General features: G+C 65.8%; 25 protein-coding genes and 1 tRNA gene. 11 read left to right on the top strand and 15 right to left on the bottom strand.

Annotation, left to right across the window (positions count from 1 at the left end; genetic code table 11):
- Window positions 1–107: 107 nt before the first annotated feature.
- Window positions 108–3416: a DNA polymerase II large subunit gene (locus VF992_03280; GenBank protein HEX9340180.1), complete on the top strand. Its 3309-nt coding sequence runs from the start codon at window positions 108–110 to the stop codon at window positions 3414–3416.
- Here the strand turns inward: VF992_03280 and VF992_03275 are convergent.
- On the bottom strand, window positions 3413–3739 hold the full coding sequence (locus VF992_03275) for a hypothetical protein (protein ID HEX9340179.1): 327 nt from the start codon (window positions 3737–3739) through the stop codon (window positions 3413–3415). The two genes, VF992_03280 and VF992_03275, sit on opposite strands and share 4 nt — an antisense overlap.
- Window positions 3740–3847: 108 nt before the next feature.
- Here VF992_03275 and VF992_03270 point away from each other — a divergent pair, with 108 nt between their 5' ends.
- Window positions 3848–5536 (top strand): hypothetical protein, encoded by a 1689-nt coding sequence (locus VF992_03270; GenBank protein HEX9340178.1) that lies wholly within the window; start codon window positions 3848–3850, stop codon window positions 5534–5536.
- A 190-nt stretch (window positions 5537–5726) separates the two neighbouring features.
- Here VF992_03270 and VF992_03265 read toward each other — a convergent pair whose 3' ends face one another.
- Genes VF992_03265 through VF992_03250 form a run of 4 tightly spaced genes read right to left on the bottom strand, consistent with a single transcriptional unit; the run spans window position 5727 to window position 9148 of the window.
- Window positions 5727–6797: a glucose-1-phosphate thymidylyltransferase gene (locus VF992_03265; GenBank protein HEX9340177.1), complete on the bottom strand. Its 1071-nt coding sequence runs from the start codon at window positions 6795–6797 to the stop codon at window positions 5727–5729.
- A 4-nt stretch (window positions 6798–6801) separates the two neighbouring features.
- Window positions 6802–7716, bottom strand: a complete 915-nt coding sequence (gene rfbD / locus VF992_03260) for a dTDP-4-dehydrorhamnose reductase (GenBank protein HEX9340176.1) — start codon at window positions 7714–7716, stop codon at window positions 6802–6804.
- A gap of 6 nt (window positions 7717–7722) precedes the next feature.
- On the bottom strand, window positions 7723–8691 hold the full coding sequence (locus VF992_03255; protein ID HEX9340175.1) for an SDR family oxidoreductase: 969 nt from the start codon (window positions 8689–8691) through the stop codon (window positions 7723–7725).
- 7 nt (window positions 8692–8698) lie between these two features.
- Window positions 8699–9148, bottom strand: coding sequence for a dTDP-4-dehydrorhamnose 3,5-epimerase (locus VF992_03250; GenBank protein ID HEX9340174.1), 450 nt, complete (start codon window positions 9146–9148; stop codon window positions 8699–8701).
- Between the two features lie 173 nt (window positions 9149–9321).
- Between VF992_03250 and VF992_03245 the strand changes: the two genes are divergently transcribed.
- The 3 genes from VF992_03245 to VF992_03235 all read left to right on the top strand — a co-directional run bounded on the left by VF992_03245 (window position 9322) and on the right by VF992_03235 (window position 12619).
- Entirely contained in the window at window positions 9322–10446 is a 1125-nt protein-coding gene (locus VF992_03245) for a glycosyltransferase family 4 protein (GenBank protein HEX9340173.1), read from the top strand.
- Complete coding sequence (locus VF992_03240; protein ID HEX9340172.1) at window positions 10443–11366, top strand: glycosyltransferase family 2 protein; 924 nt, start codon at window positions 10443–10445, stop codon at window positions 11364–11366. The genes VF992_03245 and VF992_03240 overlap by 4 nt, the downstream gene beginning before the upstream one ends.
- Window positions 11367–11503: 137 nt before the next feature.
- Window positions 11504–12619 (top strand): glycosyltransferase family 4 protein, encoded by a 1116-nt coding sequence (locus VF992_03235; GenBank protein HEX9340171.1) that lies wholly within the window; start codon window positions 11504–11506, stop codon window positions 12617–12619.
- A 24-nt stretch (window positions 12620–12643) separates the two neighbouring features.
- Here VF992_03235 and VF992_03230 read toward each other — a convergent pair whose 3' ends face one another.
- The 4 genes from VF992_03230 to VF992_03215 form a co-directional block, all read right to left on the bottom strand.
- Window positions 12644–13558 (bottom strand): glycosyltransferase family 2 protein, encoded by a 915-nt coding sequence (locus tag VF992_03230; GenBank protein HEX9340170.1) that lies wholly within the window; start codon window positions 13556–13558, stop codon window positions 12644–12646.
- A gap of 63 nt (window positions 13559–13621) precedes the next feature.
- A complete protein-coding gene (locus VF992_03225; protein HEX9340169.1) occupies window positions 13622–13984 on the bottom strand; it encodes a hypothetical protein in 363 nt (120 codons plus the stop codon).
- A gap of 342 nt (window positions 13985–14326) precedes the next feature.
- Window positions 14327–15112: a helix-turn-helix domain-containing protein gene (locus tag VF992_03220; protein HEX9340168.1), complete on the bottom strand. Its 786-nt coding sequence runs from the start codon at window positions 15110–15112 to the stop codon at window positions 14327–14329.
- A gap of 211 nt (window positions 15113–15323) precedes the next feature.
- Window positions 15324–15566: a hypothetical protein gene (locus tag VF992_03215; GenBank protein HEX9340167.1), complete on the bottom strand. Its 243-nt coding sequence runs from the start codon at window positions 15564–15566 to the stop codon at window positions 15324–15326.
- A 136-nt stretch (window positions 15567–15702) separates the two neighbouring features.
- Here VF992_03215 and VF992_03210 point away from each other — a divergent pair, with 136 nt between their 5' ends.
- Window positions 15703–16185 carry a ribonuclease HI family protein gene (locus VF992_03210; protein HEX9340166.1) on the top strand — a complete coding sequence of 161 codons (483 nt, stop codon included), beginning with the start codon at window positions 15703–15705 and terminating at the stop codon, window positions 16183–16185.
- Here the strand turns inward: VF992_03210 and VF992_03205 are convergent.
- Window positions 16167–16239 (bottom strand) — tRNA-Thr (locus VF992_03205). The two genes, VF992_03210 and VF992_03205, sit on opposite strands and share 19 nt — an antisense overlap.
- A gap of 130 nt (window positions 16240–16369) precedes the next feature.
- On the opposite strand from VF992_03205, the gene VF992_03200 reads away from it, so the two are divergent.
- From VF992_03200 to VF992_03190, 3 genes are read left to right on the top strand one after another with little or no spacing between them, the layout of a single operon-like run.
- The gene (locus VF992_03200) at window positions 16370–17776 is read left to right on the top strand and encodes a hypothetical protein (protein ID HEX9340165.1); all 1407 of its coding nucleotides are present in this window, start codon (window positions 16370–16372) and stop codon (window positions 17774–17776) included.
- Window positions 17777–17819: 43 nt separating this feature from the next.
- Window positions 17820–18836, top strand: a complete 1017-nt coding sequence (locus VF992_03195) for an archaeosine biosynthesis radical SAM protein RaSEA (GenBank protein ID HEX9340164.1) — start codon at window positions 17820–17822, stop codon at window positions 18834–18836.
- Between the two features lie 33 nt (window positions 18837–18869).
- Window positions 18870–19208, top strand: a complete 339-nt coding sequence (locus VF992_03190) for a DUF5611 family protein (protein ID HEX9340163.1) — start codon at window positions 18870–18872, stop codon at window positions 19206–19208.
- Window positions 19209–19243: 35 nt separating this feature from the next.
- Here VF992_03190 and rpl12p read toward each other — a convergent pair whose 3' ends face one another.
- Genes rpl12p through VF992_03175 form a run of 3 tightly spaced genes read right to left on the bottom strand, consistent with a single transcriptional unit; the run spans window position 19244 to window position 21107 of the window.
- Window positions 19244–19552: a 50S ribosomal protein P1 gene (gene rpl12p, locus VF992_03185; protein ID HEX9340162.1), complete on the bottom strand. Its 309-nt coding sequence runs from the start codon at window positions 19550–19552 to the stop codon at window positions 19244–19246.
- A 22-nt stretch (window positions 19553–19574) separates the two neighbouring features.
- Window positions 19575–20459: a 50S ribosomal protein L10 gene (locus VF992_03180; GenBank protein HEX9340161.1), complete on the bottom strand. Its 885-nt coding sequence runs from the start codon at window positions 20457–20459 to the stop codon at window positions 19575–19577.
- Between the two features lie 9 nt (window positions 20460–20468).
- Window positions 20469–21107, bottom strand: a complete 639-nt coding sequence (locus VF992_03175; GenBank protein HEX9340160.1) for a 50S ribosomal protein L1 — start codon at window positions 21105–21107, stop codon at window positions 20469–20471.
- A gap of 290 nt (window positions 21108–21397) precedes the next feature.
- On the opposite strand from VF992_03175, the gene VF992_03170 reads away from it, so the two are divergent.
- Window positions 21398–22210: a helix-turn-helix domain-containing protein gene (locus VF992_03170; protein ID HEX9340159.1), complete on the top strand. Its 813-nt coding sequence runs from the start codon at window positions 21398–21400 to the stop codon at window positions 22208–22210.
- Between the two features lie 111 nt (window positions 22211–22321).
- On the opposite strand, the gene VF992_03165 is transcribed toward VF992_03170, so the two are convergent.
- On the bottom strand, window positions 22322–22801 hold the full coding sequence (locus tag VF992_03165) for a 50S ribosomal protein L11 (GenBank protein HEX9340158.1): 480 nt from the start codon (window positions 22799–22801) through the stop codon (window positions 22322–22324).
- 113 nt (window positions 22802–22914) lie between these two features.
- Between VF992_03165 and VF992_03160 the strand changes: the two genes are divergently transcribed.
- Window positions 22915–23490 carry a DUF998 domain-containing protein gene (locus VF992_03160; protein HEX9340157.1) on the top strand — a complete coding sequence of 192 codons (576 nt, stop codon included), beginning with the start codon at window positions 22915–22917 and terminating at the stop codon, window positions 23488–23490.
- 6 nt (window positions 23491–23496) lie between these two features.
- Here VF992_03160 and VF992_03155 read toward each other — a convergent pair whose 3' ends face one another.
- Window positions 23497–23859 carry a hypothetical protein gene (locus VF992_03155; GenBank protein ID HEX9340156.1) on the bottom strand — a complete coding sequence of 121 codons (363 nt, stop codon included), beginning with the start codon at window positions 23857–23859 and terminating at the stop codon, window positions 23497–23499.
- Window positions 23860–23902: the final 43 nt, after the last annotated feature.

Here is a 23902-nt window from a genome sequence, read left to right as displayed (position 1 = left end):
CGGATAAAGGTTGAGCCGAGGCGCTCGCTCACGGGCGTCCCCCGCACGGAAAGGCATATACCCGGTCCTCGGAATACGACCCGCCGCTCTCCTCCGGAAGGGATGGAATGGGTGCTCCGGTCGCCTCCGATGGGGTCCGCTCGTACTTCGCGACCCTCCTGAAACAAGTCGAGGCAGCGTACGCGATCGCCCGAGCCGCGCGAGCGCGCGGATACGATCCGGAACTCGACGTGGAAATCCCCCTGACCGACGACCTCGCCTCCCGGGTCGAGAAGCTGCTCGAGCACTACGACGTCGCGGGCGTCGCCCGCCGCATCCGCGAGCTCGCGAAACATCACGACCGCGAGGAGCTCGCGATCCTCGTGGCGAAAGAGATCGCCCGACGGCCCGCGGCGAGCAAGGAGAGGGCGGTGGAGCGCGCGGTCCGGGTCGGCGTGGCGATCCTGACGGAGGGCATCCTCGTCGCGCCCCTCGAAGGCCTCGCCGGGGTGAAGATCAAGAAGAACCGCGACGGCTCCTCGTACGTCGACTTGTACTACGCGGGCCCCATCCGTTCCGCGGGCGGGACCGGCCAAGCCCTGAGCGTCCTCATCGCGGACGTCGTCCGGAGGGAACTCGGCATCGGGCGATACGCGCCGACACGGGAAGAGGTCGAGCGGTTCAAGGAGGAAATCCCGCTGTACAAGCAGGCCCAACACCTGCAGTACACTCCATCCGAGGAGGAGATTGCGCTCATCGTCGCCCACTGTCCCGTGGGGATCAACGGCGAGGGCACCGAGGACGCGGAGATCAGCGGATTCCGCGACCTCCCGCGGATCGAGACGAACCGGATCCGCGGCGGCGCGTGCCTCGTGATCGCGGACGGCATGTGCCTGAAGGCGCCGAAGATCCAGAAGCACGTGAAGAAGCTCCGGATCGACGGATGGGAGTTCATCGACGCGTACCTCGAGGAGAAATCGGCGCGCCCGGAGGAGCTGCGGGACGAGGCGGGGGTCGAACCGAGCGAGGTCTTCATCCAGAACATCGTGGCAGGCCGGCCGGTCCTCTGTCATCCGAGCCGAGCCGGCGGCTTGCGCCTCCGCTACGGGAGGACGCGCGCCACGGGCCTCGCCGCGCTCGCCCTCCATCCCGCCACGATGCACGTCCTCGACGACTTCATCGCCGTCGGCACGCAAATCAAGACGGAACGGCCGGGGAAAGCGGGCGCCGTGACGCCGTGCGATCGGATCGAAGGTCCGCTCGTCGTCCTCGACGACGGGGACTTCATCGAAATCTCCGATGCCGCGACGGCAAAGCGTCTCACGCCGCACGTCCGCACCATCGCGGATCTCGGCGAGATCCTCGTCCCGTTCGGCGAGTTCCTCGAGAACAACCATGTCCTCATGCCCGGCGCCTTCTGCCTCGAGTGGTACGGCGCTCTCCTCGAAGGGAAGCTCGGCTCCTTGCCCGACGGGTGGGAGACGGCAACCGCGGAACAGGCGCTGGCGTGGTCGCGCGAGCTTGGGGTGCCGCTCCATCCCCGATACAACCTCTTCTACCACGACCTGACGGTCGAAGAGCTGGTTCGACTCCGCGAAGTCATCGCCGTCCACGGCCGCGTCGAGTCCGGCCGACTGCGGCTCCCGAGCGACGAAGAGCCGCGCGAATGGCTCGTGCGGCTCGGCGCGCTGTACCAGGTCCGGGCGGCCGAGCTCGTGGTCGAGCGGCACACGGAAACGTTGCTGGCGACGCTCGGCATCGAACGGGATGGTGAGGTGCTCCGGATCGGCCCGTCCCCGCAGGCGGACGACCCGCTCGCGTTCGTGTCGGCCCTGGCGGGCTTTCCCGTGAAGGCGCGCGGCCCGACCCGCATCGGCGCGCGGATGGCCCGGCCGGAGAAGGCCGCTCCACGGAAGATGCAGCCCGCGCCCCACGCGCTTTTTCCAATCGGCCACGACGGCGGCGCCCAACGCCTCCTGGCCGACGCCGCGTCGAAGGACACAATCGAGGTCGAGGTCGGGCTCCGCGTCTGTGCCGCGTGCGGGAAACGGTGGTTCCTCCCGAAGTGCTCGTGCGGAGGGCACACGGTCCCGCGAAACGGACCCGCGAGGCAACGCATCCCGCTGGCGGACGTCCTCCGTTCGGCCCTCGACCGCGTCGGAGAAACGAAAGTCCCGGAAATCAAGGCGGTCCAAGGCATGATCTCGAAGACGAAGACGCCCGAGCCGCTCGAGAAGGGCGTCCTGCGCGCGAAACACGAGATCTACGTCTTCAAGGACGGAACGACGCGATATGACATGACGAACCTCCCGCTCACGCACTTCACCCCCAGAGAGGCCGGAATCTCGATCGAGGCAGCACGTCGCCTCGGGTATTCGCGGGACTCGCGGGGCCATCCGCTCGAGCGCGACGACCAAGTGCTCGAACTAAGGACCCAAGACATCCTCGTCGCGCGGTCGTGCGGCGACTACCTCGTGCGCGTCGCGTCGTTCGTCGACGAGCTGCTCGAACGGCTGTACGGCCTTCCGCGATTCTATGACGCGACGCGGCCGGAGGACCTCCTCGGCCACCTCGTCGTCACGCTCGCCCCGCACACGAGCGGGGGGGTCGTCGCCCGGATCGTCGGATTCACGGACGCGCAGGCCTGCTTCGCCCATCCGTTCCTGATCGCCGCCCGCCGCCGGAACTGCGACGGCGACGAGGATTCCGTCATCCTGCTCCTCGACAGCCTCATCAACTTCTCCCGCGCGTTCCTCCCGGACAAGCGGGGAGGCCTCATGGACGCGCCGCTCGTCCTCACGACCCGCATCGATCCGAATGAGATCGACAAGGAGGCCCACAACCTGGACGTCCTCCCGGTGTACCCGCCGAGCCTCTATGAAGCAGCGGAGCGGTTCGCCCACCCGCGAGAGATCGAGCCGCAGATTGACACGGTCAGCAAGAGAATCGGGAGCGTGCTCCAGTACGAAGGGTTCTCGTATACGCACGAGACGTCGAGCATCGCGCAAGGCCCCATCGCGTCGGCCTACGGGGAGGGGTCGATGGCCGAGAAGATCGAGAAGCAGCTCGAACTCGCCCTCCGAATCCGTGCGGTGGACCCGAACGATGTGGTCGCCCGGATCGTCGTCCACCACTTCCTCCCGGACCTGATCGGGAACCTCAAGGCGTTCTCGAGTCAGCAGGTCCGATGCACCCGGTGTGGAGAGAAGTACCGCCGAATCCCGCTCCGGGGTCGATGCCTCGCCTGCGGGGGCAACCTCACCCTCACGGTCCACGAGAGTTCCGTGAAGAAGTACCTCGAGATTTCAAAGCGGATCAGTGCGCAGTTCGAGGTATCGAATTATCTCCGGCAGCGCATCGACCTCATCGAGGACGCGATCGCGTCTCTCTTCACGAACGACCGCACGCAGGATCTGAAGCTCGACGACTTCTTCTAGGCCGACGCGACCCGCGCTTGCTCGCTTCGAATCTTCAGGGCCGCGGCCGCAACGAGCAACGCGCCCAGGGCGAACGCCCCGAACACGAGCAAGGGGAAGTTGGCAATCGTCAACTGAGCCAGATCCGTCGGGACGAAACCGTTGTTGAGCCCAAGCTGCTCCGGTCCGTACACGAAGGCCCCGAGGAGGAGCAGACCGAGGACCATGAGCACCACCCCCACCTTCGCGGCGCCGGGGGTCCGCAGTGTGTACCGGCAGACAGGACAAACCCACATGGTGTCATCCGGGAGTTCCGCATAGCACTCGGGGCACCGGAAGGACATCGAACAGTCAGAAAGCCATCGAAAGAAATAGTTTGCGACCCGGTTTCGTGGAATGCGGCTGGGGGAGGCGAGACAACCCTTTAGTAGCCGAGGCCGGGTTCGCGGCCGATGCGGAAGTCCACGGCGATCGTCTTGGGCGCAATCGTCCTCGGCGCAATCGCCGTCCGACTCGGGCCGCTGTGGTCGTTCCTCTACTGGGGGTCCGACACCGCGGAATACTTCACGATTCTGCGGAGTCTCGTCCGGACCGGCCACGTCTCGACGACGTACGACGGGTGGGGCATCACGTATCCCTATTTCCCAGGAGTGTTCTTCCCGCAGGCAGGCCTCGTCCAACTGGGCGGGCTCGACGTCCCGACGGTCCTCAATCTCCTCGTGCCCGTGCTCGGCGCGTTCGCGGTCGTGCCGATGTTCCTCCTGGCCGTCCGAATTGCAAAGGAGGACCGCATCGGCCTGTTCGCCGCGGCGTTCCTGGCAGGAGCGCTTCCGCACGCATACACGACCGCGCACTCGGCGCCCGCGACGCTCGGCGACCTCCTCGCCATCTCGGGCCTGCTCTTCTTCCTGCGCCTCCGTACAGACGGACGGGCTTTCGTGCCGCTCTCGCTCGTCGCGGGGGCGCTCATCCTGACCCACCACCTCTCGTTGTACTTCTTCGTCCTGATGGTCCTCGGCGCAATCGTCCTCCGGGGGCTCGCGCGACCCTGGCGCATGGACGCGGAATCGGTGCGACAGGTCGCGTTTGCCGCCGTCCTGATCACCGGGACGTTCGCCTACTGGTTCGGCTACGCAACCGCGTTCCAAAAATCGATCGTCACGGACGTGGACATCCGTCCGTGGTGGCTCCTCTTCGTCGGATTCGCGGTCGGCCTCGTCGCCTTCGCGGCGTTGATCGGCGCGCGAAGACGGTTGAGGTGGCACTATCGGCCCTCGGTTCCCGGGCTCCGTCGCTCCGCTGCATGGTTTGTGGCGGCGGTCGGTACGATCTCCATCATCGGACTCGTGACCGTGGTGTCGGGCGTCCCGGGGACGACGTTTCGTGTGCCGCTACCCGGCCTGCTCTATTTCGTCCCGCTCACGTTGCTGATGTCCTTGTCCGCGTCGGGGCGGAAGTTCCTCGACCTGGAACGGGAGGGCGTCCATCCGAACGCGTGGGTTGTCGTCCTCCTGTCGTCCGCCGTCGTCGGGATCGCCGTGGCGCCGCGGGTCCTCATCCCGTACCGTCACACGGAGTATCTCATGATCCCGTTCGCGGTCTTCGCCGGCGTCGGCTTGTTCCGCCTCCTCGACCTCGGGGGCGTGAGGGGCCGGGGACGATACGCCGCGATCGCCCTCGGCGGGGGCCTCCTGCTTGCGAACGGCTTCGCGGGCATTCCGCCGCCTTCGGCCCTGGCCGGATGGCGGGAAGGCACGATCCCGGCCGCCCTCGATCCGGCCTATTGGTCGAGAGACCATCTGAGCGGGCTCGTCGTCTCGGACCACCACGGATCGAGCACCGTCTTCGGGTTCGGCGGAGTCAACGCGACGTGGGATCGGACGCGGACGCCGTTCTCGGACCCGGTATGGAACGCGACGGACTTCATCGGGATCGAGTCCCCCTCCGGCCGGAAAAATGGCACCTATGTCTGGATCGACCAAGATATGGAGGCCGGGGTGCGGCTCACGCCATGGGAACCCGCGGCGCCGATGGATCCTGCGGTAATCGCGAAGTTCGAGATGTCGCCGTTCGTGAAAGTGTTCGACAACGGGTACGCCCGGATCTACTGGATCGCGTGGGGCTGCGACTCCGCGTGTTGATCAATTGGTTCGCGACGCACGAGCTGCGACCGGACCGGGAGGGGATGGGGGGCGACAACATGGCGCACCCCATGTAAATCTCCTCGTCAGCCTCCGGCCAGAGGGGTCAGAGGGAGCGTTCGAGCACGCGGACGCGCACCTTCGTTCGCATGTTGTCCGTCGACACACCGCCGCGTAGGTCGTGAGTCGGCTAGAGATACAGGGTCGAGTTCTCCCCGACGATTAGCTGTTGGCCTTTCGGTTTCTGATTCGCGGTCCGGATCGTCGTGTGGCGACCGATCAGGCTGTTCACGATCTTGTTCGGCGTCTCGATCGTACATTCGCCGATTACGATCGAGGCCTCGATATCTCCCGCCACGATCGTCGACTTGTCGCCGATCGACGTGTACGGCCCGACGTACGTGTCAGGTCCGATCACGCAGCCGTTCCCGATGATCGCGGGACCGCGGACGACGCTCCCGGAGCGGACCACGGTATCCTTCCCGATCTGGACGCGGCCCTCGATCCGGGCGCCTTCCTCGATCGTCCCCTCGATACGGCGGGGGAGGTCGTCGAGGAGCAAGTGGTTCGCTTCCAGGATGTCTTCTGGCTTCCCCGTGTCCTTCCACCATCCCGTGACGATGTGCGCTTTGAGGCGACCGCCTTGCGTGCGCAGGCGGTCCAACGCCTCCGTGATCTCCAGTTCGTTCCGCCACGAGGGTTTCAGGTCACGGACGATCGGGAAGATGTTCTTCCGGAGGAGATAGATTCCCACGAGGGCGAGGTTGCTCTTCGGCTCTTTCGGCTTCTCGACGAGGGATACGATGTTCTGGTGTTCGTCGAGTTCCGCGACACCGAACTTCTCCGGGTTCTGGACGCGGGACAGGAGGACCTCCGCGTCGTACCCGCCGGATTCGAAATCCTCGACCATCGTCCGGATCCCGCCCTTCAGGACGTTGTCTCCCAGGTAGACGCAGAACGGCCCCTCGCCGATGAAGCCCTCTGCGCATCGAATCGCGTCGGCGATGCCCCTCGGATATCCCTGGACGATGTACGTGATCGACGTCCCGAACGCTCGGCCGTCACCGAGGAGCTCCTTCACCTTCTCCGGCATGATGTCGCCCAGGATCACGCCGATGTCCGTGATCCCTGCAACCCGCAAGTCTTCGAGACAGTACAGGATGTTCGGCTTGTTCGCGAGTGGGATGAGCTGCTTCGGCCCCGTGTGCGTGAGGGGCCGGAGCCGCGTCCCATGGCCGCCCGAGAGGATGAGTCCCTTCATCCGATCACGACTTGAACCGCACGGGGGTCTCGAACTTTTCGAGGCTGCGTTGGGCCCGCATCTTCTGGAGGCTCGTCGATGTGTCGAGCACCGTGATCCCGTGGTTCGCCGCGCGCGTGTTCCGGAGGGACGAGTCGCGGGGCCGCGGAGCCCGGTGGGGGAATTCCGCCGCCGTCACGGGAGAAATCGCGGTGGGGTCGAGATCGAACGCCGCCGCGAGACGGGTCGCGAACTCGAAGCGGCTCAACCGGTCGGGGCCGGCGAGGTGATAGATTCCACCCTCCCGCAGCGCGAGGAGTCGGAGCACGGCGTCCGCGAGGCTGTCCGCCCATGTCGGGGACCCGATCCAGTCCGTGACGATCCGAACGGCCTTTCGATCCCGGAGGGAGGTGAGAAGCCACGTCGCGAAGTTCAAGCGGGTGTCGTCCCACCCGTAGATGACGCTTGGCCGGACGACTTGGTTCGCTTCGCCCGCATCGAGCACGGCCCGTTCGCCCTCGAGCTTCGTCCTGCCGTAGTGATTCACCGGCCCCGGCGGATCCGCCTCCTCGTACGAACCGCGGGTCCCGTCGAAGACGAAGTCTGTGGACACGAAGAGGTAGCGCGCGCCCGCTCCGTTCGCCGCTTCTGCGAGCACGCCCGGAGCGCGCGCGTTGACCTGCGCCGCACGCTCGCGTTCGTCCTCGCAGCGATCGACATCGTGGAATGCCGCCGCATCGACGACGTAGTCGGGCGCGAGGCGGGAGATCCATGCGCCGGCATCGCCGATCGCCTCTTTCTGGAACGGCACCAGTTCGACCCCCTCGAGCTTGGGCGGCGTGGCCCGGTACGTCGCGACGACGCGATACGCCTTGCGTCCCGCGACGGCGAGTTTCGACCCGAGGAGCCCGCTCCCCCCGATGACGAGTAGCGTGGCCATGTCGCCCTACGACTCCGCCACGAGTTCCGGCAGCGGCACGGGGGCGATCCCATGGAACCGGCGAATCATCTCCCGAATGCCTCGCCCGATGTCGCTCCGCGCGCGGAACCCGAGGCGCTTGAATCGAGAGCAGTCGACCTCGTACGAGAGCTGGTTCAAGGAGGGGGTCGCCGTCGTCGTCACGTCGACATCGGGCACGACCGCGCGAATCGCGCCGATGACCGTCTCCATGTTCGCGTTCTCGCCCACGGCGTTGAAGACGCCGCCCCTCGCTCCGGGATGGGTCGCCGCGAGCCGGTACGCGGTCATGACATCGGACATATGGATGTACGGCCGCTTCTCCCGCCATGCGGTATCGTACACCGTGAGCGGTCGTCCTTGGGAGGCCAGGTAGGCGAAGCGGTTGATGATCGTATCGAACCGCATCCCGATCGTCCATCCGTAGACCGTCCCGAGGCGCAAGGCGGTCCAGTCGAGGCCCGCCTCGTGGGCCCGGGTACGCATCGTCGTTTCAGCGCGGAGCTTCGACTCCGCGTACGGCGAAACGGGCTTGCACGTTGCGTCCTCGGTGACGAGCCCCTCCGTTGGGCCGTAGACGCTGCACGTCGATGTGTACACGAACTTCCGAACGCCCGCCTCGATCGCGCGCTCGAATAGGTGCAACGCGCCCTTGTGGTTGACCTCCCACGTGAGGTCCTTTCGCTCGAAGGAGACCGGGGCGTTCGTGATATCCGAGAGGGAGAACACCGTGTCGATGTCCCGGACGGCCGTGCGCACATCCGATTCGTTTCGGACGTCGCCTTCGAGGAACTCGTACCGTGGCCCCTTCGGGAGATCCCAGAGGGAGACGTACCGCTCGCGGAACATGTTGTCGAGGATCCGGATCGTGGCCCCCTTGAATGCTCCGGTCCGCGGGAGGTCCCGGATGAGCCGCGACCCGATGTAGCCGGCACCGCCAGCGACAAGGACGATCATCGGACCCCTACTTCATCACGATATCCCAATTGTACGGAATCTCCGCGGAGTTGAACGGCACCCGTGTTTCATCCGGGTTCGCGTAGTCGTACGGCTTGTCCGGGTAGTTGATCAGCAGACACGGCGTCGTCCCAACGCACTTGAACCCGTGCCAGTTGTCCCCGTTGAACGACAGCAGGACGGGGTTGTCTTCCCCAATCACGTGTTCGTTCACCTCCTTCGTCACCGGGTCGTAGATCACGACCTTCGCCATCCCAATCGGAATGGCGAACGTGTCGCGCTGTTTCGTGCGCGGGTGGCGGTGCCATGCGCGGATCACGCCCGGGTACGTCAGCGAGACGTACGACATCGCGAACGTCGTGTAGACGTCCGGCCAATCGGTCCGGAGCGTCTCCATCAGATACCCCCGCTCGTCGACGATCCGGCGCAGCGGCCGCACGACGGTCCCCTGGATCACGCACGTCCTCCGGAAGGCCGGGGACCGCGGAAGGAGACGAGTCCCTCGGCCCGCCCGCGGAGAGTCGCTGTCGCTACAAAAGCATGTCGCCTCCCGACAAAATCGGCCTCGATGTCTGCCCCCGCTGGGACCGTGTCGCGGGCTTTATCCGAATCCGAGCCATCCATGCCGACGTGCGGGTCCTCCACGTCGCGAAGAAACTGCCGCCGTTGGCGGGTGGGGATGCGACCGCGGTCGCGGCGCTCGGGCGGGTCCAGCGGCGCAAAGGCCACCGCGTCGACTTCCTCGCGTATCGCGGGGACGGAGTTTCGGCCGGGGAGGACACGCATCTCGCGGGCCCCACGCTCTCGGGCGAGGCGTTGGATCGGATCGGCGTCCGTCGGTTCCTGGGGTTGCGTGCGATCCGGCATTGGGCCGAGGCGAACGCGCCCTTGCTACACCCGGATCTCGTCCACGCCCATGCCGCTGATGTCGGCGCGTGCGTCGTCCGGGCCGCCCACCGCGCGGGCGTCCCGGTCGTGCTCACTTGCCACGGCGTGTGGTTCCCCCACCGACCGCGGTGGTCGCCTTCGAGCCGGATCGAGCGGTCGTTCCTCCGTCGCGGGTACGATGCGCTCACCGCGGTGGATCAAGCGTCCGTCGACGCCCTCCGGCGGGAAGGATTCCGTGACGCCGTGGTCGTGCCGAACGGCGTCGATCCGGAGGAGTTCGGACCGCCGCGCCCTCGGGACGGGACGTTGCGGTTCCTCTTCGCGGGCCGACACGTGCCCCAGAAAGGGATCGACACCCTGCTCCAGGCGACGGCCCGCGCGCGATCCCGGATCGGGGACTCTTTCGTCCTCGAGCTCGCCGGCGACGGCCCGGAACGGCGGCGGCTCGAGCGTCGCGCGCGCGACTTGGACCTGGCCCCGTCGGTGCGGTTCCTCGGCACCCTTGCGAGGCCGGACCTCCTGGAGGCGTACCGCCGCGCCGACGCGTTCGTCCTCGCCTCGCGGTTCGAAGGCTTCCCCCTCGTGATCTTGGAGGCGTGGGCCGCCGGGCTGCCCGTAATCTCGACGGCGGTGGGCGGGGTCCCGGACCTGTGCAACGATGGGAATGCGATCCTCGTGCCGCCGGACGATCCGGAGGCCCTGTCGGACGCCATGGAGAGCCTCGCCCGAGACCCCCGGCGGCGGGAAGCGTTGGGAGCCGAGGGACGATCTCTCGTGCGCGAGCGGTACTCATGGGAGACGATTGCGGAGCAGTACGAGCGGGTGTACGAGCGATGCCTGGACCAAACGAGGGGTCCAAGACCGTGACGCCGACCGGGACCTTGCGGGCCACGGTCGTCGTCGTCGGATACAACGGCGAGACGTTCCTTGGGCCGTGCCTCGAGTCCCTTGCACAGCAGGACGTGGCGGCGTCCGAATACGAACTCTTGTTCATCGACAACGGATCCACGGACGCGAGCGTCGCGGTCGTGGAGACATTCCGCGACCGGTTCTCTCACCTCCGCGTCGTGCGGAACGGCCGCAACTTGGGGTTTCCGGCCGCGGTGAACGAGGCGGCGGAACTGGCGAACGGCCCGATCCTCGTCCTCCTCAACCAAGATGCGGTCGTAGAGCGCACATGGCTACGGGAACTCCTCGCCCCGTTCGGAGGAGACGGCACGGTGGCCGCGGCGGGGAGTCGCGTCGTGAACGGGGCGGGCCCCGACCTGTACGCGGCAGCGCTGGAAATCCTGTACGGCGGAATATGCATCGTCCACGAGGGGAATCGCCGGACCGACGCCGTCTCGGGCTGCGCCATGGCGGTGCGCCTCGACGTGTTCCGCCGAATCGGGGGCTTCGCGGGCGACCTTTTCATGTACGGTGAGGACTTGGACCTGGGCCTTCGGCTCAACAAAGCCGGGTACCGCCTCGCCTATGCCGGGAAGGCCGTAGCGCACCATCACGCAATCCGACGGTCTCGCGCCTCAACCCGAACGTACATGTTTTATGCGACCCGGAACCGGACCCTCGTCTGTCTGAGGAATTACCGTTGGAAGCGAGTGTATCTCATCGCGGACATGTTCGTCCTCTTCCCGCTGACCGCGACGACGGAGCTGCTTCGCTCGCAAACCAAGAAGAAGGCGTTAGGGTGGCTTCTCGAGGCCCGTATCGACTCGCTCCGGGTCGGCCTGGAGCTGCTCCGCTCCTCCGCCATCACGCCTTCCGGCAGGCAACCGACACCGCGCTAGACACACCACCGTTCGCGCGAAGCGCCGAGTCTCCGAGGCGGTCGTCCACGGAAGACCTACCATTTGCGCGACGGGTTCCTGCCGCCCTTGACGAGAACCTTCAAAGACCGAGGCGGGTTCAGAGTCCAGTCTACTCCATGGCGACTCCCTGTCACGTCGTGCTGTGCGAAAAGCGCTATCCTTTTCCCCCGGATCACGGCCGGGCAACGAGGGTCGTCACTCTCGCGAGAGAGCTGCGTAAACTACGTTTCCATGTCACCTTGCTCGTGTGCACCGGGCAGTCTGCCACGCTCGATGACGGCACCCATGTTCGGGCGATTCCGGGATTGGTCTGGCCGTTCCGAGACCTCGTGCTTTGGTTCGAACTCCGAAAGATAAACCGTGAGCGGAAGGTGGATTTCCTCCAAGTGCAGAATGATGTGTTCGTGATGTTAGCCGTTCTCGCGAGGCTCACGGGATTCCACATCTTGTACGACGCCCAAGTGGTGGAGCGGGACTATTGGTCGGCATTGCCGGCGGAGTCGTTTCGGGATGTGGTGTCGAGCAAGGTCATGCCCCTCTGCGAGCAGATCCTCTGCCGTCTCTCGGAGCGGCTGTCCGTGTTCAGCGATCACGATGCGGGTCGGATCGAACAACTGTACCGACTCCCCGCGGAGAAGGTGTTCATCATACCGCTCTCCCCCCGACAACCGAAGGAGTCAACGATCTCAGTCCGCAGCCCGGGGCCTCGCCCGGTTGTCCTGTTCCTCGGATCCTACGGCCATCGGCCGAACGCGGATGCGATCACGATTCTCCGGAACGAGATTCGCCCCCGGGTGATCCGGAAAGTCCCGGAAACCATATTCCAAATCGTCGGGAAGGACCTGCCGGTCGATGTCCTCGAAGCGGGAGGACTGGAGGCCCATGCGAACGTCGATGAAGTGACTCGGTTTATCGACGCCGCAACGGTCTGTGTGGCGCCGGTGCGGGTCGGCTCGGGCGTGCGAACCAAGGTCGTGGAGTACCTATCGCGGGGAAAGCCGGTCGTCGCGATGACCCCCGCCCTCGAAGGCCTCGCAGTCCGGCCCGGCATCGATCTCCTTGCCGCCGATGACTTCGACTCGTTCGCGGACCACGTCGTCACCCTGATACGCGATTCCGGCTTCCGGCAGCGGATCGGGGCCTCGGGCCTTTCGCGAATCCTAGAACTAGCCGGAGGACGAGCGGCGGGAAGGGTCCTTCCGGCTTTCTATTCCCGAGGGTCCGAACCGTAGAGCTTTGGACGGACGGCCCACCACTCACCGACCGGACCGCCCTGGGCTGGCCAAGGCGGCTCGGTAGCCGTCGACGCATCCTCGGATGATCGCATACGCCTCCGGCAAGCTGTGAAGGAAGAGGAGGAGAAGGATCCTATGCGGGGTCAAGACGGTCGTGAAGTACATGAGGGCGAAGACGCGCGGTGCCATCGGGAAGTCCTTCTGAACGAACCAGATGTGGTTCCGCGTGATGTAGTACCAGAAGGTCGGCGACGATACGCCCACCGTCTCGCTGACCTTGTGCCATATGCGCGACCTGTCCTCGACCAGGATTCTGAAACCGGCGCGGCGAATACGCCAGCACCAGTCGGTTTCGTCGTAGTAAAGGAAAAATTCCTCCCTCATGCCGCCGACCACCTCGGCGATCGATGTTCGCACGAGCATGCAGCAGCCCGTGCACATCTCCAAGTCGAGTGGGACCGCCGAAGGCGGGAAGTCGGACTCATCGCGATCCATCCCCCGCTGACGCGTCAGCCCCGTCACCCTCGAAATCGTGGATCCGGCGGCCCATATCGTGTTCGGACGGTCGTGGTAGTAGATCCGAGGCACGACGATGCCGATGTTGTCCGCCGTCTCAGCCGTTTCGACGAGTCTGTCGATGGCGTCCGGTGCGAACACGATGTCGTTGTTCGCGAGGAGGACGTATCGGGCCTTTTCTTGGACCCCGAATTCGATCGCCGCATTGCATCCCCCCGCATATCCGACGTTCCGCTCCAGGGCGATCACCCGGACCGTGGGATACTTTCGCTCCAGTCCTGGTACCGATCCGTCCGTCGATGCATTGTCGACGACCACGAGCGCGTCGTTCGGCGCAAGATAGGGGAGGATGCTGTCAATCGCGTCGCACGTCATACCGTAGCCATTGAAGTTCACGAGAGCTACAGCGACGCGGATCATCCCCTCGCCCAGCGGAATAACTCACCTACGGGTTCGGCATCCGAATTGTCCCATTCAGCGAGTCTAGGGCCTGGGCGGGACGGGGAAGCACGCCGTGCAGTGCGGGTCGATGTCCCCGAGGCTCTTGTGGTATTCGCAGAATCGGGCGGTGAGCATGAGGCCGGAACAAAATTCGTTCACGCTCGCGATCTGGTCGGACAGGGTTATGCCGTGCGCGATCCGTTGGGCGAGCCCGTGCACGAACGGCTTGATCTCCGGGAACAGCCGGAGCATCTCCTGGTCGACCCCGCGGCTCTGCGTATTATAGTGGCTCACGGCGGCCTGGGTAATCCCCATGGCGCGAGCCACGTCGACTTGTTTCATCTTGTAGGCCTGGAGGAGTTCGCGAGCGAGGCGCGCGCGGATCGTCGGCAGTAGCTTCGCCACCACCAATTCCTGAGGCTGAAGCATCCGTCGCGCCTGGCCCTTCTCCGGCCGGAGTGCAATAGAGGATAACACCGTATTTAACCGTGACTCTTTTCGGAAATGACAAGGCAACCGACTCCTCCGGCGAGGGGCCATTGCATCGAGGGAGATCCGGCCTCGGCAGGAGCCTCGATAAGCGCAGTACGACTGCCCGCCGGGGTGCTTGTGTGCCTTTGTCAATCAAGTATTCTGTGGTGGGCGCGATCTTCCCGCCGCACACAGTCCCTCCCGTGCTCCGCTTGTTCCTCGAGTTCGGACGGGACTTCGGAAGCTCGGTCGGGTTATCGGAGACTAGCGCACGCGTCACATGACGCAGCAGTGCGGGCTCTCCCAGTACTCGAGGCCTAAGCGAACGAGAGTCCCGTCCGTCGAGGTAATCGCATACCCGTCGTTGTCGGAGGTGCGGGTCACGGTCAAGACCTGCTGGCCATCCACCACGAGGAGCATGCAGTCGCAGACAATCGAGCGGACCTCGGCGACCTTCTCGAGATCCTTCTCGACGGAGATCGCGGGAATCGCAAGCTTCAGCCGCACGCGGCGCCTTGTCGCCTTCACAAGATCGCCTTCCAGCTTCCGGAACAGCGACTCCTCCGAGGCGAGCAAGACGATCTCCTTCCGAGCGGAAGAAATCAGCCCCTGCGCGCGCGTGACGACATTGGGCAGCCCCTTCACGATGTACGCGATATCGGCGGTGGGCGACGATGCCGCGACTCCGAGGGGCTCGAGGATCGACCGGAGACGGGCCGTCGACGCGCGCCGGCGCTCGTAGTCCTCGTCGACGATCCGAGCGAGGCGGGCTTCGACCTCTCTCGGAGATACGACTCGGTAGACCTTCGGCTTTCCCTCTTGTACTTCGATCAAGCCTTTGTCCGCAAGCTCGCCGAGCGCGTAATATATCTTAGAATCCGGGATGCCGGTCTTCACGACCAACTCGCCTGCGGTCGCACGGCCCGTGCGCACGAGCGCGCAGAACGCGTTCGCCGCGTTGCCGCTGAGACCGAGGTCCCGCAGAGCGCCCCCGATTCGAGCAAGCCCGGGGCCGAGGGCTTCCTGAAACAATGCATTCGCGCGGACGCGGGCTTCTGACATCTAGGAGAGCGAGGTAGGGAGAGTATATCAAGTTGACTACTACTAATGGGAAGTAGGTAATATGAACGGGGAACCGAAGACTGCCCAAGCGACCTCCTGTTGCTGCTGTGGGCCGTGCTGCGCGGGCTGCGGATGTTGCACGGGCTGCGTGGGACCACGCGATGTCCGTCAACCGTGTTGCTGAGATGCGACCGCGCGGGATCGGGACGGGCTATCGCCCGAAGGGACCAGACGGCATCCTCGGCAGGAGGCTGCGATAGACCTCGGTCAGTTCCTCCTTTTCCGGTCGGCCGAGCCGCGAGTCCTTGATGTATTCCTCGTACAGCGGCGTCACGTCTTCGTCCCCGAGGCACGTGATCGACATGTTCAGCACGTACTCGGTGAGAAGCCGGTGCGGATTCGGTTCTCCTGCGGGCGCATCCTCGGATCGGCGGGAGTGGAACAGGCGTATCACGACCTGGCGGGCGGGATACGATGGGTCGAGGTACCTAATTCTTCTCCCACGATTATCAGTCGGCGAAATCAGACATGAAACCGACGGGCGGCGAGGCAGGTTTCAAGCCGCGCGGCCATGTACTGCCGGATGCCAAATGGTCCGACCCGATCCCGCCCGCACGGAATGTTTCTTCGACGGAGCGTGTCCCGGAAATCAGTTCGGACAGAAAGGACCGATGCGGGCCGCCTACGTGATCGGCGGGCAAGGAGTCGTGCGTGACGTACCAGATCTCGAAACCGCTCAAGGGCGCTTGAGGAGCAATAACATCGCGGAGTACCACGGCCTGATCTTCCTGTTGCGCCGGCTTCGCGAGATTGAGGCCGCCACAGGCCAAAGAGGGGCGTACGTTATCCATGGGGACTCGCAGCTGGTGATCCGACAGATGAAGGGCCGCTACCGCGTCAAGGCGGACCACCTTCGGGCGCTGCACTCGGAGGCCAAAGCCCTCGCCGCACAACTCGACGTCATCTTCGAGGAGATGCCGCGTCGCCGTAACGAGGCAGGATTCCTCCTCGAGCCAAAGAGCGGAAACGATCCGCGGAGGACAAGGGCCTCGGAAGCCACCAGGGAGAATTGAACTCCCGACCTGCCGCTTACAAGGCGGCTGCTCTACCGACTGAGCTATGGTGGCGCGCGAGCCCATCGATGCTTCGTGTAAAAGGGTTTTCGCGATCGATTCGGCCGCAGAGCGAGCGAAGAGTATCATTTTCTGAAATCACGGAAGAGCCTTTATTCGCGTTACCCGGCCTCCGCACGTTTGCTTGACTGGCCTCCCCTGTCCAAACTGCGGTAGCGAGACCTCGTTCCTCGAGCAGTACAACCGGCACTATTGCTACTCATGCAGTCGGTATGCGCCGGAAGGGTACGGGGACCGCGACGCAAAGCCGTGCGCCACATGCGGCGGGATCCTCTCGTACGTCGCGGCGTACGAACGATACTACTGTTACCGGTGCAACGCCTACCCGCCCGAAGAGGCACCCGCCGTCAAGCCAGACGCGGAACCCGCAATCCTTGCGCCAACGGCCGTCGCCGCTCCGCCCGAGGCGGCCGCGGTCCTGGAGTCCACGCCCCCTGAGGAGCCGCCGGCGGCGGTCGTCGAAATGCCGGGCGAGGGGCCGAGCGAGCCCGCAATCGAGCCTTCCTCGACACCGGAGGAGCCTCTGGTCGAGGAGACCCCGGTGCAGCGAGAGCCCGCCCCGAGGCCGCCGCTCGTCCGGAAGTCGATCTGGCAGGCGAAGAAACCCTTGCTCCTGGACCTGTGCAAGGCGTACGGGCTCGACTCGAGCGGGACAAAAGAGCAGCTGCGCGAGAGGCTTTTGAGTTATATTGACACACTCGATCCGGAGTCGAAGGAACAAGTCGAGGAAATCCATCCCGAAGAGGAGCCCCCAGCGGAATCCGAAATCGAAATCCCCGAGGAAATTCCCCCCATCGCCGACGAACCCGCGCCGGTTGCCGAGTGGCCGGCCTTGTCAGAAGCGGCCGCGCAGGAGCCGATCGAGACGACGGAGGAGAGCCCGGAGAAGCGCGCTCCCGCGATGACCGCCCCTCCGGAGGTCATCGTCGAAACCCGGGCCGCGGAAACGGCCCGTCCGACCGCGCCCGTGGTCGTCGTCCAGGAGGTCGCCACCGCTCGCGAAGTCCCGAAGGTCGAGCACCCGTGTCCCACGTGCAGCCGCGAGCTCACGTACATCGCCCAGTACAGCCGCTGGTATTGCTACTCCTGCCGCGCTTACGCGCCTGTCGCGCGGTCGAAGAACGCGTGCCCCAACTGCGGTGCGACCCTTCGCTGGATCGATCGATACGAGCGGTGGTGGTGCGATTCGTGCCGGAGATATGCGCCCGCCGACCTCCCGCGTCCGGAGCGGCCGGCCGTGTCCGCGGCCGCGGCCGTGACGGCGGAGCCGGCGGTCCAGCGCACCGACTACCAGGCCGCAGCGGTCGTGGTGCACCGGCATCGAAGCCCGGGCGGCGGGATCGGGCTCCTCACGCTCGGCCTCGTGTTGTTCGTCTTGTACGAGGCGCTCGTTGACCTCCCCGCCGCGCTGACGTTCGACACGGGCATCATCCTCACCCCCGATGTCGCGTGGGGGTTGCGGTTCTTCGCATTCGTCTTCGTCGCCGGGGGAGCGATCCTGGGCCTCTCCTCGGTACGCGACCGCCGGTGAGCCGCAAAGGTTTTTCCGCCCCCGGACGTTCGAACCGCCCTCGATGCGCCTCCAACAAGTCGTGAGGGACGAACGCCGCCCGCAAGCGTATGACCCGAGGGAATACATCTCCACGTGGACGGAGAAAGACCTGCTCCACGGGAAGGTCGTCGATGCGTGGGTCATCATCTTCCGTACGCGCGGCTGCTACTGGGCGCGGGCGAGCGGATGCTCGATGTGCGGTTACGTGAACGACGTCGCGCAGGAGGTCGTCCCCGCGGACATGCTGCACCAACTCGACGTCGTCCTGCGGAAACACGAAGGCCAGCCAATGGCGAAGGTGTACACCTCGGGAAACTTCTTCGACGACCACGAAGTGCCGCCCGACGTCCGGGCGCGGATCCTGACGGAACTCGGGGACCGGTGCGACAAGGTCATCGTCGAGACACTCTCCCACCTCCTCCGCAAAGACCAACTCGACCACGCTTTGGACTTCGTCGATGAACTCGAGATTGCGCTCGGCCTCGAATCGACGGACGAGCGCGTGCTGAAGTACGCCGTCAACAAGGTTTGGGGCATCAAGGAACACGCGCACGCCGCGACGCTCGCGCGGGAAGCCGGCGCGACGATCAAGACGTACCTGCTCATCAAGCCGCCCTTTCTCACCGAGGCGGAGGCAATCGAGGACGCGGTCCGATCCGGCCACGAGGCCGACGCGCACAGCGACACGATTTCCTTCAACCCGGTCAACGTGCAGGGCCACACGATCGTGGACCGTCTGTTTCGGCGCGGAGAGTACCGCCCCCCGTGGCTCTGGTCCGTCGTCGAAGTCCTGGAGCGCACGCGGGACGTGAAGGCCCACGTGAAGAGCCACCCGACGGCGGGCGGGATGGCCCGCGGCGCTCACAACTGCGGGTCGTGCGACCGTTCGGTCGTGAACGCGATCGAGGAGTTCTCCCTCGGCCTGCGACGCGACTTCCGCGACCTCTCGTGCTCCTGCCAAGACGTGTGGCGCGCCTATCGCGAGGCCCAGGCGTTCATGCTCACGCCGGCCGATCCGCTCGCGATCCTCGAGGCGTAACGTTCATAGGACCCTCAAGACTCCGTCACCGCGATGCGCGACTACGAGCTGCGGCGAGGGGCGGCGAACGCCCTCGAAGGCGACGGCCTGCGTCGGATCGCAGTGGACGAGTTCGGTGTGGCGGGGACCGACGGCGGCAAGGTGACCGTCTCGTATGGCGCCCTCGAGAAGTTGGTCGCGTGGACGGACGGCAAGCGGCTCTACGTCGATACGACGATGAAGGCCGGCGTGCCGGACGACGTCGCGACGGACACGATCAAGGCCTTCAACGCGTTCCTCGAGAGGGCGACGGGCTACACCGCGAAGGAACGAGGCAAGCGCGCGCAGGCGGCCGCGAAGAAAGGCGCGGCTGAGATCGAGCACGGGCGCTGACGCTCGGCGGGCCGGAGACGGCGGCGGCCTTCGGCCTAGCCGAAAAGCGCACCGAGTCCCGCGGCCGCCTCTTCCTCGGAGACTTTCTCCTCTTCCTTCTTCTCTTCTTTCTTCTTCTCTTCCTTCTTCTCCGCAGCGGGCGCGGCAGCCGGAGCGGCGGCGGGCATCGCGACGGCGGCCTTCAGAGCCTCGTCGATGTTCACGCCTTCCAGCGCGGCGGTCAGGGCCTTCACGCGCGTCTCGTCGACCTTCACGCCGGCGGCGGTGAGGACCTTCTTCAGGTTCTCGTCGTTCACCGGCTTGCCGGCCGCGTGCAGGACCAACGCCCCATACACATATTCCATCCGTGTCACCTCCTGTCCCTGTTCATCCTCCGACCATTGCACGCAACTCGTCGTCCGCCGCGCCGGGGGCGCGGGCCGCGAGCGCGAGCATTTGTGCATAGGCTTTCGCCAAGAGGAACTTGATCGATTCGCGCGTCGGGAACTCCGACGCGACCGCGAGGCGGAGCGCCTCGCCGTGGGCCTTCGCGAGGAGAGGCCCGATCGTTTCCTTGGAGGGGTACGCGATCTCGAGGGCGAGCGCCAACGCCGCCCGGCCCGCCTGGGCGATTTGCCCGCGGACGACCGCGTCGTCGATCGCGAGGGCGTCGCGGCGGAAGACCATCCCGTCCTCGTAGGCGCCGCGGAGATCGAGTCCCACGACGAGCGGGAAAATCTCGAGGCGCGCGAGCTGCTGCGCAACCTCGCGCGGGATTCGCTCCCCCGCCTTGACCATCAGCTTGTCCTGACGGATGACGACCTTTCCTCGCTCGATCGCGGCCGGGACGCCCGCTTTCTGGAGCTCGCCCACGACGGGTCCCGGCTTGAACGGCGTATCTCCGGCCCGGACCCACAGGTCCTCCGGTGCGACCTCGCCGCCGCGTGCGGGGGCCCTCGTCTTCGTCGCTTCGAGTTCCTTGAACAGCTTGAACGGGTTGATGTCCGCGGTCACGACGGCGGTCTGTCCCTCGATCGCCTCGCCGAGTTTCGCGAGGTCCGGCTTCGTCGCGCTCGCCTGCTGGAGCGCGAGTCGGAGCAGGTTGTTCTTCGCGACCGTAATCGAGGCGCGGCCCGAGAGCTTCTTCCGGATGGCCTGGAACTGCGGCGCCGGGATTCCGCGGATGTTGGCGATCCCGACCACGCGGGCCTGCGCGAACCGCGAGGCGAGGTCCTCGACGACCTGCTTCTTGAATGGAGCGACATGGGGCATCGTCACACCTCAGAGGTACCTCACGGCCGGGCCCATCGTCGTCTTGACGTAGGCCGATTGAATATTGAATCGCCCCCGTTCGAGTTTGCCGACGACGCGACGCATGAGCGCGTCGAGGTTCTCGGCGAGGTCCTCCGGAGGCATGTCGCGCGTGCCGATCGCCGCATGGAATGTGCGCTTGTCCCGGCTGCGCACGCGGACCGTGTTGCGCATCGCCGTGATCAGGTTCGTCGGATCGGCCGTCGGCGGCACGGGACGAGGCATCTTGCCTCTCGGCCCGAGGACGACGCCGAGCCGCCTCCCGATCACGGGCATGAGGGGTGCCTCCGCGATGAAGAAGTCGTGCGAGATCGCGAGCTGCCGCGCCTTGCGTTTGTCGCTTGCATATTCTTCGATCTCCTGCGGCTGGATGACGAGGTCGGCGACGGCGCGCGCCTTCAACGCGAGGTCCCCCGAGGCAAAGACGCACACGCGGATCGACTTGCCTCGGCCCCTCGGCAACACGACCTCCTCATCGAGGCGGTTCTTGGGGACGGAGAGGTCGACTTCCCGTAGGTTCACGGCGACCTCGACGGACTCCTTGAACTCCCGAGGCTTTGCGGCCTCGAGGAGCTTCTTGATCGTCTCGACCGAGTGCTTATCCGCCAAGGGGAATCGCCTCCTGCAGTGCGCGCGGCCACGAGAGCCTCCTGCACGGGGAAGGCGGCGAAACAGCGTGCGCCTAATAAGGCTTTGCGGCGCGGATTCCTTCCTGCGCGGACGGATCGACGCCGATGGCGTCGCACCTGCGTCGTCGAGATTCCGCGTCCGGCAGCCGCCGAGCGTGGACCGGCCTCCGAACCGACCGGGGCGTGGGAGCGGCGTGGTCGGGGTGGAGTTATCAGCGTCCCGCTGATAACGCACGCAAGTTCTTGTAGCGGTCGGCCCTAGCCGGCACGATGCCGGAGGAGGACGCATCCCGAGCCTTGGAGACGCTCGGGCTCACAGGGAAGGAGGCGCGCGCCTATCTCGGCCTCGTCCGGAACGGGGTATCGACGGCGCAACAGGTGAGCGTCCACCTCGGCGTGCAGTATCCCGCCGTCTATCGCATCCTGCAGTCGCTCCAAACGAAAGGCTGGGTCGAGGTCTCCCGGGAACGGCCGAACCGCTACCGGGCCCGCGCGCCACGTATCGTCGCGGAGGAGGCCCGTCAGGCGCGAGGGGACGATCTCGAGTCCGCGGCGGAGGTCGTCGGCCGCCTCCGAGAATCGCTTCCCTCGGGGGGACGTGAGGCGGACACGGATCTGTGGATCTACAAAGGCGCGGAGTCGATCGGGCGCAAGTTGCGGGAGGTCGTCCTTTCGAGCGACCGGCAAATCCTCTGTGTCAGCCCGTTCCCCGTGGCGCCGGAGATCTTGCGGCTCCTGTTCGACGCGCTCGGCCGCTCCCGGCGACTCGTGCGCGTCGTTCTGAACGAAAGGAACCGGGAGGACCTCGCGGAACTGGGCGGCCTCCTCGCCCGAACGATGCGGATCCAGTTCCATTTCCCCGCGCGTCCGTTGCCGAAGACCCGGCTCGCGCACACGTACGTCTTCCCGAGCGATGAGCAGGTGTTCATCCTGAATTCCTTCTATCGGGACGGGAACCTCGCAATGGACAAGCTCCAGGGCCTCTGGATCGGCGACATGGACTTCGTTCGAATCCAGCTCGAGGCGATGTTGCTCGATCTGTCGCGGCCGCGAGCGCGAAGGGCGCTCCCGAAGGCGGCATAGGCCGGCGGCCGGTTCGGGGTCGACCGCGCGCCTTCTGTCGGAACGTCAGGGATACGCCGTACAACGGTCGGACCCACCGCTCGATGCGAACACCGGTGGCCGGCGGAAGTCTCAGCCCGCGAGCTGACGATTGAACTTGCCCGCCTGCACGTCCTTCGAGAATTCTTTCGCGGGCTTCCCCTCGACGGTCACGCCCATCGAGACGCACGTGCCGATGACCTCGAGGACGCGCGCTTTCAGGGACTTCCCCTGCATCACATCCGTCTTCATGTTAGCAACCTTGACCGCCTGGGCGAGGGACAGGTTGCCGACGCGCGTCTTGCCGGCGTCGCCGGAGCCTTTCTCGATCTTCAGTTCCTTCGCGATCAGCGCGGACGTCGGCGGCGTGCCGACCTCGATCGAGAACGCCTTCGTCTTCGGGTCGACGGTGAGGCTGATGGGGACTTTCATCCCCTCGAAGCTTTTCGTCTTCTCGTTGATCGCCTTGATGATCTCGACGATGTTCACGCCGAGCGGGCCGAGCGCGGGTCCGAGGGGTGGACCCGGCGTCGCCTTTCCCCCGTCGACGAGCACATCGAGCTTCTCTGCCAATCAAGCGACCTCGCGCACCGCCTGACCCGCGAGAGGACCATAAACGTTTCGGCGCCGTCGACATCGCGCGCGAGCGAAGCCCTTAACGGTCCCGAGGCCATGCGCGCCCCTCGATGAAACTGGACGCTCGAACCGCCGGCCTCCTCGGATTCGCCGCGATTGCCACGTGGACGCTGCTCTACCTCGTCGCCGTCGTCGCGACGCCGACGTACACGATCACGGGGAGCTACCTGAGCGACCTCGGCAATCCGAGCGCACCGGCCCCATGGGCGTTCAATGCGGCCGACATCCTCGGAGGGATCCTCTTCGCCCCATTCGGGTTCGTGCTGGGCCGCACGGTCGGGGGACGCGCGGGACGGGCGGCCCAAGCCCTCCTCGTGGTATCGGCGATCGGCTTGATCCTGGTGGGAATCTTCCCCGAGGGGTCTCCGTACTCCCTGCACACAATCGTTTCCGCGGTGTTCTTCCTCCTGGTTGCCATCAGCGCGGCCTTGGTGGCCGTCCCGATGTACGCGTCGACGACCTTCCGACGGACGGGCGGCTACCTCGCGGGCGCCACCGTCGCGGCGTCGATCACGTTCCTCGTCACGGGAGATCAGCTGCCCGAGCACGTCGCGGTCTACGTCGCCCTCTTGTGGCAGGCGTGGACCGCCTGGAGAATGTACCGCTCCGCTCCGCCGACCGCGTGAGGGAACTCACCGTTCCTGTTCCTTTTGCAACACCCGGACGCTGTCGCCCCGGACGGTCACGGGGATGCGGACCATCGCCTCGAACAGCTCGACCGTGATCTCTTCCCCACAACGTCCATACGCGTGGCCCCGCCGGTTGCCCGGCGGGCACGTCGGTCCCCCACCGAGCGCGCCCACCGTCCCCGAGTCCGCGGTCGTCGGCGGGGCACGTGGAGGCGACCTGGACCCGAGGAACGCTGCCGCGTCCTTGACGCTCCCGAAGCCGTACGGGTCGCCCATCGTGGAATCCGGCGTCAGGTGCCGGCCGGTGACGGGATCGTAGAAGCGGGGGCCGTCGTGGATCAGCCCGGTCGTCGCATCCCATTCCAGGGCGTCCCAGCGGTACGGATTCCCGACGTTGTCCGCGGACTGG

The organism is Thermoplasmata archaeon (genome assembly GCA_036395115.1).
Taxonomy (GTDB): domain Archaea; phylum Thermoplasmatota; class Thermoplasmata; order RBG-16-68-12; family RBG-16-68-12; genus RBG-16-68-12.
Note: the sequence above shows the minus strand (reverse complement) of the source record. Positions and strands in the feature narration are given on the sequence as shown.